Source organism: Streptomyces sp. NPDC034086 (assembly GCF_055575515.1).
Window position 1 is genome coordinate 622,147 of record NZ_JBVISM010000002.1, and the last position, 17,685, is coordinate 639,831.

A 17,685-nucleotide genomic window follows, 5' to 3' on the forward strand; every position below is an offset into this window, starting at 1 on the left:
CCCGCCTCCCCGGCTTCGTACCCTCATACGAGGGATCGCGGACCGGGGCGGTGCGTGGGGGTCACCGCAGCCCGGTGTGGATGGCGTCGGCCAGTTCGCCGTTGGCGGTGTCGCCGCTGAATTCCCAGAAGAAGGCGCCCTTGAGGCCCTGGTTCTTCAGCCAGGTCATCTTCCCGGCGATGGTGGAGGGGGTGTCGTAGCTCCACCAGTTGCCGCCGCACTTGGCGTAGGCCGTGCCGGCGACGGTGCCGGTCGTGGGGCAGCTGCTCTTGAGGACCTTGTAGTCCTCGATGCCCTGCTCGTAGGTGCCCGGGGCGGGTCCGGTCGCGGTGCCGCCGGGGGCGTCCTGGGTGACTCCGGTCCAGCCGCGGCCGTAGAAGCCGATGCCGAGGTTGAGCTTGGAGCCGGGGATCCCCTTGCCCTTGAGCTTGGTGATGGCGGCCTCGGAGTTGAAGCCGGCGATGGGGATGCCGGCGTAGGAGGTCAGCGGGGAGTGCGGGGCGGTGGGTCCCTTGGCCTCCCAGGCACCGAAGAAGTCGTACGTCATGACGTTGTAGAAGTCGACGTACTGGGCGGCGCCCGCGTAGTCGGCGAGGTCGAGCTTGCCGCCGTTGGAGCCGTCGGCGGAGATCGCGGCGGTGACCAGGTTGGAGCCGCCGAACTTGGCGCGCAGGGCCGACATCAGGTTCTTGAAGGAGGCGGCGCCGCTGGTGTCGCAGGACAGCCCGCAGGCGTTCGGGTACTCCCAGTCGATGTCGATGCCGTCGAAGACGTCCGCCCAGCGCGGGTCCTCGACCAGGGCGTGGCAGGAGTCGGCGAAGGCGGCCGGATTCTGCGCGGCCTGCCCGAAGCCGCCGGACCAGGTCCAGCCGCCGAAGGAGTAGAGGATCTTGATGTGCGGGTACTTGGCCTTGAGCTTGCGCAGCTGGTTGAAGTTGCCGCGCAGGGGCTGGTCCCAGGTGTCGGCGACGCCGTCGACGCTCTGGTCGGCGGTGTAGGCCTTGTCGTAGTCGGCGTAGGCGTCGCCGATGGTGCACTTGCCGTTCTGGACGTTGCCGAAGGCGTAGTTGATGTGGGTGATCTTCGCGGCACTGCCGGAGGTGACCAGGTTCTTCACGTGGTAGTTGCGCTGGTAGACGCCCCAGTTGGTGAAGTAGCCGAGCTTGACCTTGGTGCCGGGGTCCGGGGGCTGGGTGCCGCCGCCGGTGGTGGTCACCGAGAGGGTGCCGGAGGAGGGGCCGGTCTGGTCGGCGCTGTCACGGGCGGTGACCGCGTAGGTGTACGTGGTGCCCTTGGCCAGGCCGCTGTCGCCGAAGGTGGTGCCGGTGACGGTGGTGAGCCTGGTGCCGTCGCGGTAGACGTCGTAGTTCTTGACGCCCTTGTCGTCGGTGGCCGCCGTCCAGGACAGGGTCAGGGCGGTCTCGGTGACGCCGGTCGCGGTGGGGGTGCCGGGGGCCGAGGGCGGGGCGTCGGTGGGGCTGGAGCCGCCGTCGCAGGAGCCGCCGTTGATCTTGCAGCCGGAGGGGGCGCCGGACCCGGTGCCGTTGAAGCCGAAGCTGACGGTGGCGCCGGGGGCGAGGGTGCCGTTCCAGCCGACGTTCTTGGCCGTCCAGTGGTCGCCGGAGCTGGTGACCGTGGCGTCCCACGCGGAGGTCACCCGGGTGCCGGCCGGGTAGTCCCACTCCACGGTCCAGCTGCTGAGGGTGGTGGTGCCGGTGTTCTTCACCGTCCACTTGCCCTCGAAGCCGGAGCCCCAGTCGGAGGCCTTCGTGTAGGTCGCGGTCGCGGAGGCGGCGGCTTGCGCCGGGCCCGCCAGGCCGACCAGGCCGGCGACGGGCAGGGCGAGGGCGGCCACGGTGGCGGCCAGCCTCCCGAACAGACGGTTGCGTCGTGGGGGTGCTGTGCTCAAGGGTGCTCCTCCGGAGGTCCGTACCGGTCGTGGGGCCGACCGGTACATGGGGGTGGGACCTGCGCCGCCCGTGAGCACGCCTCGGTGCAATCTTTGTCATGGCACGCTCACCACAGTGATGCGGTGAGACTAGAAAGGTCTGGACCAACCGTCAAGAGGTCCAGACCTCATCCCCAGGGGCCTACTCGATCCCCAACTCCTGCGCCAGCACGGCCGCTTGGACCCGACTGCGCAGCTCCAGCTTCCCCAGCAGCCTGCTGACGTGGGTCTTCACCGTGGCCTCCGCCATGTCCAGCCGTACGGCGATCTCCGCGTTCGACAACCCCCCGCCCAGTGCCCCCAGCACCTCCCGCTCGCGCCGCGTCAGCGTTTCCACCGCCGCGGCCGCCTCCGGCCGCACCGGCGCCCGCACCGCCTTCGGAGCCGCGAACTCGGCGATCAGCCTCCGGGTCACCGCGGGCGCGATCAGCCCCTCGCCGCGCGCCACCGTCCGCACCGCCGCGATCAGCTCCGCGGCGTCCGCGTCCTTCAGCAGGAAGCCCGCCGCCCCTGCCCGCAGCGCCCCGAAGACGTATTCGTCGAGGTCGAAGGTGGTCAGCACCAGCACGTCCGCCAGTTCCCGCTCCACCACGCGGCGGGTGGCCGACACCCCGTCCAGCCTCGGCATCTGCACGTCCATGAGGACCAGGTCCGGCCGCAGCTCCTCCGCCAGCCGCACCGCCTCCTCACCGTCGGCGGCCTCTCCCACCACCTCGATGCCCCCCGCACTGCGCAGGATCAGCACCAGACCGGCCCGTACCGCCCGCTGGTCCTCGGCCACGACGACCCTGATGGTCATGACTGCACCGCCCTCTCCCCGGCGGGCAGCGCCGCCCGCACCTGCCACACCCTGCCCGAAGCGCCCGCCGCGAACGTCCCGCCCAGCAGCTCCGTCCGTTCCCGCATGCCGACCAGCCCCGCCCCCGAGCCCGGGGCGCGCGGGCCCGGCCGCTCCCCGTACGGGGAGTCCACCGCCACCGTCAGCAGCCCGGCGCCCCGCGCCACCCGGACCCGGACCGTGCCGGGAACCGCGTGCTTGAGGGCGTTGGTCAGCGACTCCTGCACGATCCGGTACGCCGCCAGCTCCACCGGTGCCGGCAGCGGCGGCCCCGCGGCCCGCTCGTCCGCCAGGACGAAGTCCAGCCCGCTCGCCGACCCGTTGGTCCGGGCCTGCCCCAGCAGGGCGTCCAGGCCGTCCAGGGAGGGCACCGCGACGGCTTCCTGCCCCGCTCCGGCGTCCCGCAGCAGCCCGATCAGACGGCGCATCTCGGCCAGTCCCTGCACGCTGTTCTCCCGGATCACCCCGAGGGCCTCGCGGCTGGTGGCGGGGGAGTCGATGGACAGCGCGGCGGTCGAGTGGATGGCGATCGCCGAGAGGTGGTTGGCCACCATGTCGTGCAGCTCCCGCGCCATCCGGGCGCGCTCGGCGGCCACCGCCTGCGTCCGGTCCATCTCCGCCAGCAGCGCCGTCTGCTCGGCGCGCAGCCGGGCGGCCTCGGCGGCCTCGCGGTGGTTGCGCAGGGTGGCGCCCGTCAGCGCCGGGGCGAAGCTCACGATGCCGGTGAGCACGCCGATGAGCAGGGCCTGCGGGGTGCGCAGCCACACCAGGGAGCCGATGGTGACGGCCATGGTGATCAGCCCGGTGCTGACCGGGAGCCGCCGGGCCGTGGCCGGTTTTCCGTACACCACCGCCGCGTACATCAGGTCGGTGAAGACGATGACGCTGGCGATGCTGCCGACCGTGAACTGGTCCGCGACCAGGGCGACGGTGCCGACGGGCAGGGTGACGGCGGGCGCGGAGCGGCGCAGCAGCTCCAGGACGCCGAGCACCGCGAGGGGCACCAGCGCCGCCCAGTCGGGCAGGAGGTGCCGGCTGGGCGTGCTGTACACGCCGAGCGCCCAGAGCAGCAGGCCGGCGCACACGCTGACCACCGCGAGCAGGACGTCGTCGCGGTGGGGGCGGGGGATCTGGAGGAGCACGGTCCCATCCAACACGGTCCGCCGAGGGGCGGCCTCGGCACGGGGGCGGAGACGGCGCTACATCGAAGGATGCAGTGGACGTTCCTCACTGGCGACGACGCGGCGGGGCGCGGCCGCCGGGAACCTGGAGGGGAAACCGGGGAAGGAAGGGAGGGCCGTCATGCTGCTCGGGCTGATCGTCGCCTGTGAGGTCGGCTTCTGGGTGCTGCTGGCGGGCGGACTGGCGCTGCGCTACCTGGCCGGAATGCCGCGGCTGGGAGCCGCGGTGCTGCTGATGGAGCCGCTGCTGGAGCTGGTGCTGCTGGTGGTGTCCTTCATCGATCTGAAGAACGGCGGGGAGCCCAGCTGGAGGCACGGTCTCGCGGCCTTCTACATCGGCTACACCGTCGGCTACGGGCACTACACCGTGCAGTGGCTCGACCGGCACGCCGCCCACCGCTTCGCCGGGGGCCCCAAGCCGCCCGGAACCACCTACGGCAAGGAGCGCGCGGTCCACGAGTGGAAGCTGTGGGCGCGGACCCTGGCCGCCGCCCTCGTCGCCGTCGGGCTGCTCCAGGCCGGGATCTGGTACGTCGGCGGCGACGCCGCCACCGACGGGCTCCGGGCCTGGCAGTCCGGCGCCCTGCGGGTCCTCGGCATCCAGGCCCTGATCGCCGCGAGCTACTCGATCTGGCCCCGCAAGGCCCCGGCGGGCACGGACGCCGACCGGGACGGGAGCGCCGAACCGGCCGGGAGCAGGCGCTAGCCAGGGGTCCCGGTGGACCACGGCCCGGGCGGGGGGGTGGGTCAGCGCTCGCCGCCGGGGACCCAGAGCACGTCACCGACCTCCTTGTTGGCCGTCCTGGCCAGGATGAAGAGGAGGTCGGAGAGGCGGTTCAGGTAGGTGGCCGTCAGCGGGTTCATCACCTCGCCGTGCGCCTCCAGCGCCGCCCACGTGGAGCGCTCGGCCCGGCGGACCACCGTGCAGGCCTGGTGCAGCAGGGCCGCGCCCGGGGTGCCGCCGGGGAGGATGAAGCTCCGCAGCTTCTCCAGCCGCTCGTTGAAGACGTCGCAGTCCGCCTCCAGCCGGTCCACGTAGAACTGCTCCACGCGCAGCGGCGGGTACTCCGGGTCCTCCACGACCGGGGTGCACAGGTCCGCGCCGACGTCGAACAGGTCGTTCTGCACGCGGACCAGGACCTTCACGACCTCCTCCGGAAGCGACCCCAGCGCGATGGCCGTCCCGATGGCGGCGTTGGCCTCGTTGGCGTCGGCGTACGCGGAGATCCGCAGGTCCGTCTTCCGCGTCCGGCTCATGTCCCCCAGGGCGGTCGTGCCCTGGTCGCCGGTGCGGGTGTAGATGCGCGTCAGGTTCACCATGCCGCCAGCGTAGACGGGCCCGCCGCAGAACCACCGGGCGCGGCCGCCCGCCCCCGGGGCGCGCCCGCGGCGCGGGACGGCCGGGGAGCCGTCCCGCGCGCGGCGGGGGCGGCTCCGCAGGTGAACTGTGAGGCGGCGCACGCCTGGTGGGCCGTACCAGTGTGATGTCCGTCATCTGAGACGTGACGCGTGTTACTTCGCGGTCACTCGGCCCCTCACGGGCGCTAGTCTCCGCCGGAGAGGCTACGAGGCCGGGTCGTACTGAGAACAGCAAGGGGTGTGCAGTGGCTGGGAAGCTCGCCGTCATCGGCGCGGGACTGATGGGTTCCGGGATCGCTCAGGTCTCCGCTCAGGCGGGTTGGGACGTCGTCCTGCGGGACGTCACCGACGCCGCGCTGACCCGGGGCACGGACGGCATCAAGGCCTCGTACGACAAGTTCGTCTCCAAGGGCCGGATGACCGCCGAGGACGCCGAGGCGGCCCTGGCCCGGATCACCACGACCACCGAACTCGACGCGGTCGCCGACGTGGACATCGTCGTCGAGGCCGTCTTCGAGAAGCTCGAGGTCAAGCACGAGATCTTCCGCACCCTCGACAAGATCGTGCGCGAGGACACCGTCCTGGCCTCCAACACCTCCGCCATCCCGATCACCAAGATCGCGGCCGTGACGGAGCGCCCGGAGCGGGTCGTCGGCGCGCACTTCTTCTCGCCCGTCCCGATGATGCAGCTCTGCGAGCTGGTGCGCGGCTACAAGACGAGCGACGAAACCCTCGCCACCACCCGCGCGTTCGCCGAGTCGGTCGGCAAGACCTGCATCGTCGTCAACCGCGACGTCGCCGGCTTCGTGACCACCCGTCTGATCTCCGCGCTGGTCGTCGAGGCCGCGAAGCTCTACGAATCGGGCGTCGCCACCGCCGAGGACATCGACATCGCCTGCAAGCTGGGCTTCGGGCACGCCATGGGCCCGCTGGCCACCGCCGACCTCACCGGCGTCGACATCCTGCTCCACGCGACCAGCAACATCTACACCGAGTGCCAGGACGAGAAGTTCGCGCCGCCGGAGCTGATGCGCCGCATGGTCGACGCGGGCGACATCGGCCGCAAGAGCGGCCAGGGCTTCTACAAGCACTGAGCACGGACGTTCGAATCCCCGCACCCTACGGGGTGAATTAGGTATCGGTTCGCTCACGGTCGGCAACTTCACCGCCCGCGCGGCAGTCAGTTGCAGTGAGAGTTTCCGATCACGGACCCGTCGGACCACACGTACGCAGTAAAGCCGGGGAGCACACATGCACATCAGGGGCGACCACGCCGAACTCGCTGTCGGGGGTCGCCTCGACGTGCGCAGCGCGGCTGACGCCCGTACGGTCCTCCACACCGCCCTCGACGACGGCCACGGCGACCTCGTGCTCGACCTGACCGGACTCGACTCCTGGGACGCGACCGGTCTCGGCGTGATCATGGGAGCGCACCGGCGGGCCGGGCGGACCGGGCGGCGCCTGGTCCTGCGCGGGGTGCCCGACCGGATGCAGCGGCTGCTCGTCGCCACCCGGCTGCACCGCATCCTCGCGATCGAGGGCGGCCTGGAAGCGGAGAGCCTGCCCCGGGTGTGATCCGGGGCGGGGTGCGGGGGCGCGGAGCGCGGACGCGGGGCGGGAAAAGGGGCTGCGTCCCCGGGGCGCCCTCCGCTTACATGGAGCCATGGTGTCCACCGACCGGCTCGCGGCCTTCGCCGCCATGTCCCTCCTGCTGATCCTGATCCCCGGCCCGAGCGTGCTCTTCGTCGTCGGACGGGCGCTGGCACAGGGCCGCCGGGCCGCGCTGATCACGGTGGCCGGCAACACGCTCGGAGCGTACGCGCTCGTCGTCGCCGTGGCGCTCGGCGTCGGAGCCGTCGTCGAGCGGTCCGTCCTCGTCTTCACCGCCCTGAAGCTGGCCGGCGCCGCCTACCTCGTCCACCTCGGCGTCAAGGCCTTCCGGGACCGGCGGTCGCTGCACGCCGCCGTCGCGCAAGCGCCCCCCACGGCCGCCGGCGGCCTGCGGACCCTGGGGGAGGGCTTCGCGGTCGGCGTGGCCAACCCCAAGACCATCGTCTTCTTCGCCGCCGTGCTGCCCCAGTTCGTCGACCGGGAGCAGGGCCACGTCGTGCTCCAGATGCTCCTGCTCGGGCTGGTCTTCAACCTCATCGCGATCGTCTCCGACAGCGTCTGGGGGATCGCCGCCGCCACCGCCCGGGACTGGTTCGCCGGATCGCCCCGCAGGCTCTCCGCGGTCGGCGGGGCCGGCGGGCTCGCCATGATCGGCCTCGGGGTCACCGTGGCCGTGACCGGCCGGAAGGACTAGGCCGGCTCTTCCGGATCTTGCCTGACCCGCGTCGCCCGGCACCGCACCTCGCCGCGTTGTCGAGGCACCCGAGGACGTCCGGTCATCGGGAGCCTCTCCGCCTTGCGATGCACGGCACCGGACGACGCGGGCGTGACCGGCAAGATCCGAAAGAGACAGCCTAGGCCGAAGATCGGCGGGAATCGTAACGGTCCGGTGGTGAAGCCACCCCTGCGGTGACGGCGGGGCCGGCCACGGTCTAGGGTTCGGGCGGAAACCGGACCGGTAACGACGACGACGTGAGCGGGCGCCGGCACGACGAAGACGGTGAAGACGCGGCGGCGCGCGGCGCGATCGGGGGACTTGGTCATGGACCGTACACAGGGGCAGCCCGGCCCGGACGAGCAGCCGGCGGGCCGGCCGGCCGGGGCAGCGGCGGCGCGGCCCCCGGCAGCGGCGGCGCAGGCCCCGGCGCAGCCTGCGGCACCGGCGCAGGCCCCGGCACCCGCCCGTGTCGTGACCCTGACCACCGGTGAGTACACCCTCACCGTCAACCCCGTCGACGGCAGCGAGATCGAACCCCTGCGCCCCGACGCGCGCGCAGCGGCGGCCCGCCGCCCCGCCAGGCGCGACGCCGCCGCCCGCGCCGCCCGGGACGCCGCCGCGCGTCCGCCCGCGCTGCCCGGACCGCCCGTCCCCGCCCTGCCGCTCCTCGGCCGCGCCGACGAGCGGGAGCGGCTCGTCCGCCTCCTCGGGCGCGGCCGCTCCGTACGGCTGACCGGGCCCGCCGGATCCGGCCGGTCCACCCTCCTCGACGCGGTCGCCGCCGACTGCGCGGACCTCGCGCCCGACGGGGTCGTCCGGCTCAGCGGCCACGGCCGGCAGCAGCCCGCCGAACTGCTCCACACCCTGTACGGCACCGTGTACGACACCCGGGACGAGCGCCCCGACCGCACGCGGCTCCTCGAGGGCGTCGCCCGGATCGGCGCGATCGTCCTCCTCGACGACCTCGAACTGGGCGGCCCCGCCCTCGACGAGCTGCTCCGCGCCACCCCCGAATGCGCCTACCTGCTCGCCGCCACCCCCGACACCAAGGCCCCCTCCGACGACGCGCACCTGGAGGAGGTCTTCCTCGGCGGCCTCGGCCGGGCCGACTGCCTGCGGCTGCTGGAGGCCGCGACCGGCAGGGCGCTCACCGACGAGGAGACGGCCTGGGCGGAGGACCTGCGGTTCGCCTCCGAGGGCCTGCCGCTGCGCTTCGTACAGGCCGCCGCGCTGCTGCGGCAGCGCGACGAGCTCAACGACACCGCCGCCGCCGACGAGGACGAGGAGCCCGGCGTCTTCGAGGAGCGCCCCCGCGATCCCTCCCACGTGCCGCTGCCCACCCTGGCGCAGGCCGCCGCCCCCGCCGGACTGCTGGCGTCCCGGGTGAGCGAGTCGGCCCGCGCCGCCCTGCGGACCGCCTGCGCGCTGGCCGGGGAACTGCCGCACCACGCCCACCTCCCCGCGCTGGTCGGGGACACGCACGCCGACGCCGCCGTCGCCGAACTCCTCGGCTGCGGCCTGATCACCCCCGTCGGGCCGCGCTACCGCCTCGCGGAGGGCGTCGCGCGGCAGCTGGAGGAGGCCGGGTACGGGGAGACCGCCGCCGAGGAGGCGCGTACCGCCGCCCGGCACTACGCCTGGTGGACCGGGCACGCCTCGGTCACCCCGGAGCGGGTCGCGGCGGAGGCCGACGCCGTACTGGCCGCGCTGGCGGGGGCCGACGTGGTGGCCGCCGTACTCCTGGCCCGCACGGCGGCGCCGGCCCTCGCGGCGGCGCCCCACTGGGAGGCGTGGCAGCGGGTGCTGCGCTCGGGAGCCGAAGCCGCGCGGAAGGCGGGCGAGGTCGCCGAGCAGGCGTACTTCCACCACGAGCTGGGCGTGCTCGCGCTGTGCGAGGGGCGTCTGGACCGGGCACGGGCGGAGCTGGAGGCCTCGATCGGGCTGCGCGGCGCGCTCGCGGACAAGCGCGGGACGGTCTCCGGCCGCCGGGCGCTGGCGCTGGTCACCGACCGGGACCGGGCGGCGGCCGGGGCGAAGGCGTCGCCCCCGCTGCGCCTGGAGCCGCCGCCGGCCCTTCCGGCCGCCGGGCCCGCTGCGCAGCCGCCGTCGCAGCCGTCGCCGCCGGCTCCGCGGACGGCGCCCCAGCCGGCGCCGTCCGAGGCCGTCACCCGGGTGACCCCGGTGATCGGGAAGCCGGCCGGCTCGCCCTCGACCCTCGCCCAGGTCTACGCCGACGCGTTCACGCCCGCACCGGCGGCCGCGGCGGCACCGGCACCGCCACCGGCGTCCCTTCCCCGCCGCCCGCGGCCCTTCGCGGCCGGACGCCGCAAGACGGTGCTGCTGGCCGCCACCGGAGCGCTCACGGTGGTGGCGCTCGGCACGGTCGTCGGCCTGTCGCTGACCGCCGGGGGCGACCCGGAGCAGCCGGCGGCGCCGGCCGTGTCCTCGACCCCGGACACGCCCGCGGTGGCCCCGCCGCAGGTGCCGGGGAACAGCGGGAACGATTCGGCGCCGGAACCGGCCGCGCCGCCGTCGGCCGCCGGCCCGGACGACCCGGGCGGGGTCCGCCGGCCGACGCCCCCGCCGGCGGGCCACACGCCCGGCCCGCAGCAGCCCCGGCCCACCCCGCCGGCCCCGAAGCCGACGCCGGAGACCCCGAAGCCCGACCCGGACCCGGACCCGGAGCCCCCGGTGACGTCACCGCCGCCCCCGACGAGCCCGGCCCCGACCGACTCGGCGCCGACCACCCCGACGACCTCGTCGGAAGCCCAGTCCCCGACGGCGGCGCAGTCCCCGACGACGATCTGACCCGGCGGGGCGCGGCACCGGCCCGCACGGGCGCCCGTACGCCAACGGCCCTCCGAGCGGGGCTCGGAGGGCCGTGGGAACGACGGGCCGCGGGCTTGACCGGCAAGATCCGAAAGAGGCGGCCTAGAATAGGCGGAGCTTGTCGTCCTCGATGCCGCGCAGGGCGTTGTAGTCGAGGACCACGCAGTCCATCCCGCGGTCATGCGCGAGCACCCGCGCCTGCGGCTTGATCTCCTGCGCCGCGAAGACGCCCCGCACCGGCGCCAGGTGCGGATCGCGGTTCAGCAGCTCCAGGTACCGGGTCAGCTGCTCGACGCCGTCGATCTCCCCGCGCCGCTTGATCTCGACCGCCACCGTCGCGCCGGACGCGTCCCGGCACAGGATGTCGACCGGGCCGATGGCCGTCATGTACTCGCGCCGGATCAGGGTGTAGCCCTCGCCCAGCGTGTCGATGCGGTCGGCGAGCAGCTCCTGGAGGTGCGCCTCGACGCCGTCCTTGATGAGGCCGGGGTCGGTGCCCAGCTCGTGGGAGGAGTCGTGGAGGACTTCCTCCATGGTGATGATGAGCTTCTCGCCCGCCTTGTTGACGACGGTCCAGACGTTCGCGTCGTCACCGGTCCCCTCCTTGAGGGTGCACGGAGGCGACATCCAGTTGAGCGGTTTGTACGCCCGGTCGTCCGCGTGGATCGAGACACTGCCGTCGGCCTTCACGAGGATCAGACGGGGTGCCGAGGGCAGATGGGCGGTGAGCCGGCCCGCGTAGTCGACGGAGCAGCGGGCAATGACGAGACGCATGGTCGGCAACGCTACTCGACCGACGGGCCTCCACGCGATTCGCCCCTGAAAGCCCCGTTCGCCGATGGCGCGTTGTATGCGCATTCTCCTGGTGCGGTACCCGGCGGGCGCCTACCGTGGTGAGCGGGAGGTTGCCGAGCGTGCACGCTGCGTCGCGGCCTCCCTCCCTGCCCGTAGGACTCCGGCAGCCCAAACTGCCGGGGTCACGAGAGGAGAACCCATGTCGCTCGACGTCTCACCGGCCCTACTCGAACAGGCCGAGCGAGGCGAGGTCGACGAAGCCGCCTTCGTCGACTGCGTCCGGACCTCCCTGCCCTTCGCATGGGAGATGATCAGCTCGTTGGTGGCCCAGCTGGAGGTTGAGGGCGGAGAGTTCGCCGACAACCAGACGCCGCCGCCGGACGAGCAGGCGCGCGGGCAGCTGCTGCGCGCGCTCGCGAGTGACGCGATACGCGGAGCGCTGCAGCGGCACTTCGGGGTGCGCCTGGCATTCCAGAACTGTCACCGCGTGGCGGTGTTCCCGCTGGATTCCTCGGTGGACGACCGGCTGGCCAAGTTCACCTCGATCCGCGGCCAGCTGCTCAACCAGTCCCCGGAACTTCGGGACTGCTAGCAGGACCGGTACCGCGCTGCCGCTCCGTGTCGCGGGAGGTGCGACTGACACAGGAGCGGCAGCCCAGGCCCGTACCGGGTCACACCAGCAGGGGGAGGACCTCCGCGGCGAGGCGCCGGACGTTGTCCTCCGTGGCGGCGAGGTCGCCCGACCCCTCCGTCAGCAGGGCGAAGCGGGTGATGCCCGTCCGCTCCGCGGTCTGCGCCAGCCGGTCCGCCGCCAGGACGGGGCTGCCGACCGGGTGCAGTGAGCACAGCAGTTCCGTGTACGCGTGGGGGTCGCGCATCGCACGCTGCCGGCCGTCCACCGTCACGTGGGCGTCCAGGCCCTGGCGGAACCAGCCCGGCATCGCCTTCAGCAGGGTCTCCCGGGCGTCGGCCGTGGTGTCGGCCAGCTGGCAGACCCCCGCCGAGACGTGCGCGGCGGCCCGTACGGCTTCCGGCGCGTGCCCGTGCTCCAGCGCGGTCCGCCGCCACAGCGCGACCTGCTCGGCCTTCTCCTCGTCCCCGCAGTGCATGCCCAGCAGCATCGGCAGACCCCGCTCGGCGGCCAGCCGCACCGAGGCCGGGGAGGTGCAGGCGACGATCACTTCCGGCCCCGTCCCGTCGCCGTCCAGCGCGTCGGCCGGGCGCGGTACGACGGCCACCTCGCGGAAGGAGTGCCGCGCGCCGGCGGCCCCCACCCGCGGCTCCGCCAGCCACCGCCGCAGCAGGTCCAGGTCCTCCGGGAAGCCAGTCTCGTACGCCTGCGGACCGGCGCCGAACACCTCCAGGTCCACCCACGGCCCGCCGCGCCCCACCCCCAGGCTGAACCGGCCGCCCGAGGTGACGTGCAGCAGGGCCGCCTGCTCCCCGAGGGCCACCGGATGGGTGTTCGGCAGCACGCTGACCGCCGTGCCCACCCGCAGCCGCCGGGTCCGCCCCAGCAGCAGGGCCGCCAGGGTCACCGCCGACGGGCACACCCCGTACGGCACGAAGTGGTGCTCGGCGAGCCAGACCGAGTCCAGCCCGGCCTCCTCGGCCACCTCGGCGGTCCGCACCGCCCGGTGCAGCGCCTCCCCCTGCCCCTGACCCGGGAACTGGGCCGCCAGTACAAACGCTCCTACGCGCATCGCCTTAGCCTCCTCGCGGCTGACGCGGCCTCCCCCAGGTGGACCGACTCGTTGATGGCATCAACGTCTGATGGCAACAACGCCTGACACGTGCCAAAGGCACGGCCTGACAGGAAAGTTATTGAGATAGTCGGGTCGGCTCCCCGCGGAAGTACCGGCCCCGCCAGCCACCCTGCGGGTACCCCGGCTCGCTGCGCGTAGTCTGGGAGAAAGTCACTGTCCCCCGCTCCTTCGTGAGGTATACGTGTCACCGCGCCACAACCGCCCCCGGGGCGGCGAGAGTCCGGACGAACGCCCGGGCGCCGGCCTCGACCGGTTCGGGCTGGAGCGCACCGAGGAGTACCTCGGTGAGGAGTGGAAGGTCCGGCAGGTCTCGGGGGCCGGCGCGGCCGGCAAGCGCTACCGCTGCCCGGGCTGCGACCAGGAGATCCCCTCGGGCACCCCGCATGTGGTGGCCTGGCCCGAGTACGGCGGCGTCGACGACCGGCGGCACTGGCACAAGGCCTGCTGGAACGCGAAGGACCGCCGCACCTCCAAGGTGCAGCGGTCCCGCAACGCGCCCAGGTACTGAGCCGCGCCGTCAGACGTCGCGGCGGCCGACCACCGCGTACGAGGCGGCGACCGCGCCCGCCGTCACCACGAGCAGCAGCGCCAGCTGGACCACGTCGCTGGGGGCGGACCGGCCCTCCATGTCGACCCCCTCCAGCCCGAAGAGCTGCACCAGGCCCACCGGGGCGTTGTAGCGGAGCACCAGCGCCCCCAGGCCCGAGGTGACCGGCCAGGCGGTCAGTATCGCCCCGAGCACCGGGGGCATGGTGACCACGCCGAGCATGACCGCGATCCCGCCCGCGGAGTGGCGTACCAGCGCCCCGACCGCGAGCGCGAGGACGCCCAGCACGGTCACGTAGAAGGAGCCGGCCAGCGCGCCCGTCCAGTCGTCCGGCCCGTGGGACCCGGCGGCGGGGCCGTTGTGCAGGATCGCGGCCCACAGGCCGACGAACAGCACCGAGCACAGCGTCACGACGAACGCGACCGTGCCGAAGACCAGGTACTTCGCGGTGAGCACCCGCAGCCGGTCGGGGGCGGCGGTCAGGGTGGTGCGGATCAGGCCCGTGCCGTACTCGGAGGAGATCGTCAGCACTCCCAGCACCATCACGGACACCTGGCCGGCCATCAGCCCGAAGAGGGCGGGACCGGGGAAGGGGAGGTACTGGTAGTCGGCGGCCGAGGTCTGGAACACGGCGACCATCCCGATGCCGACGACCAGCGCCACGAGGGACCCGAGCGTCCACACGGTGGAGCGCACCGAGGTCAGCTTGGTCCACTCCGAGGACACGGCGTGCCCCAGGTGCGGCCGCGGCGTGGGCAGGGGCGAGCTGTACGTCCCCGGCTGCTCCGCGCTCGCCGCGGGCGGGCCGGCGGGGGTGGTGGTCATCGGAGGTCCTCGGGGGAGTTCTTGCCCGCGCCCGCGCCCGCGGGGCCGGGGGACGCGGGGCCGGGGGACGGGGCCCCGGCGGGGGAGCCGTGGGCGGGGCGCGGGGTGGCGCTGGCCAGGCCGGCCGCGCTGTCCGGCATCAGGAAGGGGCGCCCGGATCCGGGCGGCGGGGGAGGGAAGAAGCCCGCGGCGGTCTCGGCCGGGACGGGTGCCTCCGCCTCCTCCCACGCCGGGACGGTCAGCGGCTCGGGCTCCCACAGCTCGGCTCGGGGGTCCTCGGTGGAGGTGTACTCGACGGAGGACTGCGTCATCCGCATGTAGGCCTCCTCCAGCGAGGCCCGGTGCGGGGACAGCTCCCACAGCCGTACGCCCGCCCCGTGCGCGAGGTCGCTGATGCGGGGAAGGTCCAGTCCGGTCACCCGCAGCGCCCCGTCGGGCTCCTGGAGGACCCGGCCGCCGGCCTGCGTCAGCGCGGCGCCCAGGGCCGTGCGGCCGTCGGCGCCGTCGGCTCCGGGGCCGTCGGCGGCGCGGACCCGCGCGAATCCGGCCGAGTTGTGGGTGATGAAGTCCTGGGTGCTCATGTCGGACAGCAGCCTGCCCCGGCCGATCACGATCAGGTGGTCGGCGGTCAGCGCCATCTCGCTCATCAGGTGCGAGGAGACGAAGACCGTGCGGCCCTCGGCGGCCAGCTGCCGCATGAGGTTGCGGACCCAGCGGATGCCCTCGGGGTCGAGGCCGTTGACCGGCTCGTCGAAGAGCAGCACCTGCGGGTCGCCGAGCAGGGCGGCCGCGATGCCGAGCCGCTGGCCCATGCCGAGGGAGAAGCCCTTGGTGCGCTGGCCGGCGGCGTCCTTGAGGCCGACGACGCCGAGGACCTCGTCCACCCGTTTCTCCGGGATCCCGGAGAGCTGGGCGATCGCCAGCAGGTGCGTGCGGGCCTTGCGGCCGCCGTGCACGGCTTTGGCGTCGAGCAGGGCGCCGACGTGCCGCTGGGCGTTCGGCAGTTCCCGGAAGGGGAGGCCGTTGATCGTGACGCGGCCCGAGGTGGGCCGGTCCAGCCCGAGGATCATGCGCATGGTGGTGGACTTGCCGGAGCCGTTGGGTCCCAGGAAGCCGGTGACGTGACCCGGCTTGACCTGGAAGGACAACTGGTCGACGGCGGTCTTGGCGCCGAAGCGCTTGGTCAGGCCGACTGCCTCGATCATCCCTGTGCCCCTTGCCAGCCGGGACGGCTTTCGCCCGCGTACGCCTTAAGAGGATATCGGGGCGCCCGCGGTTCCCGGCCGGACCGGATCCCTGAGCCGCCCCTGAGCCGTCCCTGAGATCCGGTCCGGGATGTCCCGTAGTACGGGAGGGGTCCGTCGCGGGACGGACCCCTCCCGTCACCGGGGCGTCACGCGGTGTCCCTCAGGCGTCCCGCTTCGCGAGGGTGAGGTAACCGCCGATCACGGCCGCCAGCGCCCACAGCGCCATGATCCCGAGTCCGCCCCAGGGACCGTAGGGGGCGTCCGAGCCGCTCACGGCGGACGGCACGGTCTCCATGATCGCGGAACCGGCCTGGTTGGGCAGGTAGTCGGCGATCTTGCGGGTGGCGTCGACCAGGCTGAGGACGATGGGCAGGATCAGGACGAACATGATCAGGACCGAGATCGAGGCGGCCGAGTTCCGCAGGATCATGGACACGCCGATCGCGAAGGCGGCGAGCAGCGCCAGGTACAGGCCGACGCCGATCACGGCGCGCAGGACGTTCTCCTCGCCCAGGGCGGTGCTGTGGTCGCCGAGGAGTGCCTGCCCGAGGAAGAAGGACAGGAACCCGGTGGCCAGGCCGACGGCCAGGGCCAGCCCGGTGGCCACGGTGACCTTGCCCAGCAGGAGGGTGCCGCGCCGGGGCACGGCCGCGAGGGAGGTGCGGATCATCCCGGTCCCGTACTCGCTGCCGACCACCATCGCACCGAAGACCAGCACCGCCAGCTGGCCCAGGAGCATGCCGGAGAAGCTCATCTGCGTGGCGTCGAAGGTGACCTGCGAGGACTTGGGCATGTCCTCGAAGGTGGCGTTGACGACGGCGCACAGTCCGGCGCCGACGGCGACGGTGACCAGCAGCGTGGTGGCCAGCGTCCAGCTGGTGGAGGCGACGGTGCGGATCTTGGTCCACTCGGACCGGAGGACGGCGGAGTAGGCCACGTCACTCACCGCCCTTGCGGGTCGCCTCGAAGCCGGTGCCCCACGCGGGGCCCGCCGGTCCGGGGACGGGCGCGCCGGGCGCACCGGGCGCGTGGGCGTGGTATTCGACGGAATCCGCCGTCATGCGCATGAACGCTTCCTCGAGTGAAGCCCGTTGCGGGCTGAGTTCGTGCAGCACGATCTGGTGCTGGGCGGCCAGTTCGCCGAGCCGCTCGGACGGTACGCCGTCGATCTCCAGGGTGCCGGTGGCGGGGATGCTGACCGCGCTGATCCCGGCCTCGTGCAGGACGTCCTTGAGCCGTTCCTGCTGCGGAGAGCGCAGCCGCACGTAACTGCGCGAGTTCTGCTGGATGAAATCGGACATCGACAAGTCGGCAAGGAGCTTTCCCTGGCCGATGACGATCAAATGATCAGCCGTCAGGGCCATTTCGCTCATCAAGTGGGAGGAGACGAAGATCGTCCTTCCTTCCGAGGCCAGCCCCTTCATCAGATTGCGGATCCAGAGAATTCCCTCGGGGTCAAGACCGTTGACGGGTTCGTCGAACATCAGGATCTCCGGATCACCGAGCAGGGCCGCGGCGATTCCCAGCCGCTGCCCCATGCCCAGCGAAAATCCTTTCGACTTCTTCCTGGCCACGGCCGTCAGACCGACCAGGTCCAGCACCTCGGCCACCCGCCGCTCCGGGATCCGGTTCGACTGGGCCAGGCACAGGAGGTTGTTGTACGCGCTGCGGCCGCCGTGCATGGCTTTCGCGTCCAGCAGCGCTCCGATGTGCTTCAGGGGCTCCTTCAGGTCCCGGTAGTGCTTCCCGTCGATCCGGACCGAACCGCCGGTCGGGCGGTCGAGGTCGAGCATCATGCGCATGGTCGTGGACTTCCCCGCCCCGTTGGGGCCGAGGAAGCCGGTCACCACCCCCGGTCTGACCTGGAAGCTGAGGTTGTCCACGGCGGTCTTCGCGCCGAATCGTTTCGTAAGGCCCTCTAGCTCGATCATGCGGCCACGCTAGAACGGCCAGGGGCCGTACGCCACCTCGAAAAGGTGACGTACGGCCCCTGGTGCGCCGGCCCGCTCCCGGCGGGCGGA

Annotated in this window: 17 protein-coding genes; 7 read left to right on the forward strand and 10 right to left on the reverse strand. The window is 73.1% G+C overall.

What is annotated here, in order from left to right; translation table 11 throughout:
- Nucleotides 1-61: 61 nt before the first annotated feature.
- The 3 genes from ACZ514_RS08285 to ACZ514_RS08295 form a co-directional block, all read right to left on the reverse strand.
- Complete coding sequence (locus ACZ514_RS08285) at nucleotides 62-1,957, reverse strand: glycosyl hydrolase family 18 protein (protein ID WP_469124371.1); 1,896 nt, start codon at nucleotides 1,955-1,957, stop codon at nucleotides 62-64.
- A gap of 133 nt (nucleotides 1,958-2,090) precedes the next feature.
- Entirely contained in the window at nucleotides 2,091-2,747 is a 657-nt protein-coding gene (locus ACZ514_RS08290; protein WP_469124372.1) for a response regulator, read from the reverse strand.
- Complete coding sequence (locus ACZ514_RS08295) at nucleotides 2,744-3,928, reverse strand: sensor histidine kinase (protein ID WP_468695931.1); 1,185 nt, start codon at nucleotides 3,926-3,928, stop codon at nucleotides 2,744-2,746. Before ACZ514_RS08295 ends, ACZ514_RS08290 begins: the two co-directional genes overlap by 4 nt.
- A 160-nt stretch (nucleotides 3,929-4,088) precedes the next feature.
- Here ACZ514_RS08295 and ACZ514_RS08300 point away from each other — a divergent pair, with 160 nt between their 5' ends.
- Nucleotides 4,089-4,673: a hypothetical protein gene (locus ACZ514_RS08300; RefSeq protein ID WP_469124373.1), complete on the forward strand. Its 585-nt coding sequence runs from the start codon at nucleotides 4,089-4,091 to the stop codon at nucleotides 4,671-4,673.
- A gap of 41 nt (nucleotides 4,674-4,714) precedes the next feature.
- Here the strand turns inward: ACZ514_RS08300 and ACZ514_RS08305 are convergent, their stop codons facing one another.
- On the reverse strand, nucleotides 4,715-5,287 hold the full coding sequence (locus tag ACZ514_RS08305) for a cob(I)yrinic acid a,c-diamide adenosyltransferase (protein ID WP_468166289.1): 573 nt from the start codon (nucleotides 5,285-5,287) through the stop codon (nucleotides 4,715-4,717).
- A gap of 284 nt (nucleotides 5,288-5,571) precedes the next feature.
- On the opposite strand from ACZ514_RS08305, the gene ACZ514_RS08310 reads away from it, so the two are divergent.
- The 4 genes from ACZ514_RS08310 to ACZ514_RS08325 all read left to right on the forward strand — a co-directional run bounded on the left by ACZ514_RS08310 (nucleotide 5,572) and on the right by ACZ514_RS08325 (nucleotide 10,463).
- Nucleotides 5,572-6,420 (forward strand): 3-hydroxyacyl-CoA dehydrogenase family protein, encoded by an 849-nt coding sequence (locus ACZ514_RS08310; RefSeq protein ID WP_468166291.1) that lies wholly within the window; start codon nucleotides 5,572-5,574, stop codon nucleotides 6,418-6,420.
- A 157-nt stretch (nucleotides 6,421-6,577) separates the two neighbouring features.
- On the forward strand, nucleotides 6,578-6,901 hold the full coding sequence (locus ACZ514_RS08315) for an STAS domain-containing protein (RefSeq protein WP_125603340.1): 324 nt from the start codon (nucleotides 6,578-6,580) through the stop codon (nucleotides 6,899-6,901).
- 88 nt (nucleotides 6,902-6,989) lie between these two features.
- Nucleotides 6,990-7,631 carry a LysE family translocator gene (locus ACZ514_RS08320; protein WP_468166293.1) on the forward strand — a complete coding sequence of 214 codons (642 nt, stop codon included), beginning with the start codon at nucleotides 6,990-6,992 and terminating at the stop codon, nucleotides 7,629-7,631.
- A 348-nt stretch (nucleotides 7,632-7,979) separates the two neighbouring features.
- Nucleotides 7,980-10,463 (forward strand): ATP-binding protein, encoded by a 2,484-nt coding sequence (locus ACZ514_RS08325; protein WP_469124374.1) that lies wholly within the window; start codon nucleotides 7,980-7,982, stop codon nucleotides 10,461-10,463.
- A gap of 123 nt (nucleotides 10,464-10,586) precedes the next feature.
- On the opposite strand, the gene nucS is transcribed toward ACZ514_RS08325, so the two are convergent.
- Complete coding sequence (gene nucS / locus ACZ514_RS08330; RefSeq protein ID WP_388939759.1) at nucleotides 10,587-11,258, reverse strand: endonuclease NucS; 672 nt, start codon at nucleotides 11,256-11,258, stop codon at nucleotides 10,587-10,589.
- Between the two features lie 220 nt (nucleotides 11,259-11,478).
- Here nucS and ACZ514_RS08335 point away from each other — a divergent pair, with 220 nt between their 5' ends.
- Nucleotides 11,479-11,871 carry an SCO5389 family protein gene (locus ACZ514_RS08335; RefSeq protein ID WP_468166297.1) on the forward strand — a complete coding sequence of 131 codons (393 nt, stop codon included), beginning with the start codon at nucleotides 11,479-11,481 and terminating at the stop codon, nucleotides 11,869-11,871.
- A 79-nt stretch (nucleotides 11,872-11,950) separates the two neighbouring features.
- Here ACZ514_RS08335 and ACZ514_RS08340 read toward each other — a convergent pair whose 3' ends face one another.
- Nucleotides 11,951-12,982 (reverse strand): LLM class flavin-dependent oxidoreductase, encoded by a 1,032-nt coding sequence (locus ACZ514_RS08340; RefSeq protein ID WP_468166299.1) that lies wholly within the window; start codon nucleotides 12,980-12,982, stop codon nucleotides 11,951-11,953.
- 244 nt (nucleotides 12,983-13,226) lie between these two features.
- Between ACZ514_RS08340 and ACZ514_RS08345 the strand changes: the two genes are divergently transcribed.
- Complete coding sequence (locus ACZ514_RS08345; RefSeq protein ID WP_468166301.1) at nucleotides 13,227-13,553, forward strand: ATP/GTP-binding protein; 327 nt, start codon at nucleotides 13,227-13,229, stop codon at nucleotides 13,551-13,553.
- A 9-nt stretch (nucleotides 13,554-13,562) separates the two neighbouring features.
- Here the strand turns inward: ACZ514_RS08345 and ACZ514_RS08350 are convergent, their stop codons facing one another.
- The 4 genes from ACZ514_RS08350 to ACZ514_RS08365 all read right to left on the reverse strand — a co-directional run bounded on the left by ACZ514_RS08350 (nucleotide 13,563) and on the right by ACZ514_RS08365 (nucleotide 17,595).
- Entirely contained in the window at nucleotides 13,563-14,417 is an 855-nt protein-coding gene (locus tag ACZ514_RS08350; RefSeq protein WP_468166303.1) for an ABC transporter permease, read from the reverse strand.
- Nucleotides 14,414-15,622, reverse strand: a complete 1,209-nt coding sequence (locus ACZ514_RS08355) for an ABC transporter ATP-binding protein (RefSeq protein ID WP_468166305.1) — start codon at nucleotides 15,620-15,622, stop codon at nucleotides 14,414-14,416. The genes ACZ514_RS08350 and ACZ514_RS08355 overlap by 4 nt, the downstream gene beginning before the upstream one ends.
- Before the next feature lie 202 nt (nucleotides 15,623-15,824).
- Nucleotides 15,825-16,610, reverse strand: a complete 786-nt coding sequence (locus ACZ514_RS08360) for an ABC transporter permease subunit (RefSeq protein WP_468166307.1) — start codon at nucleotides 16,608-16,610, stop codon at nucleotides 15,825-15,827.
- Entirely contained in the window at nucleotides 16,603-17,595 is a 993-nt protein-coding gene (locus ACZ514_RS08365; protein ID WP_469124375.1) for an ABC transporter ATP-binding protein, read from the reverse strand. Before ACZ514_RS08365 ends, ACZ514_RS08360 begins: the two co-directional genes overlap by 8 nt.
- Nucleotides 17,596-17,685 lie beyond the last annotated feature (90 nt).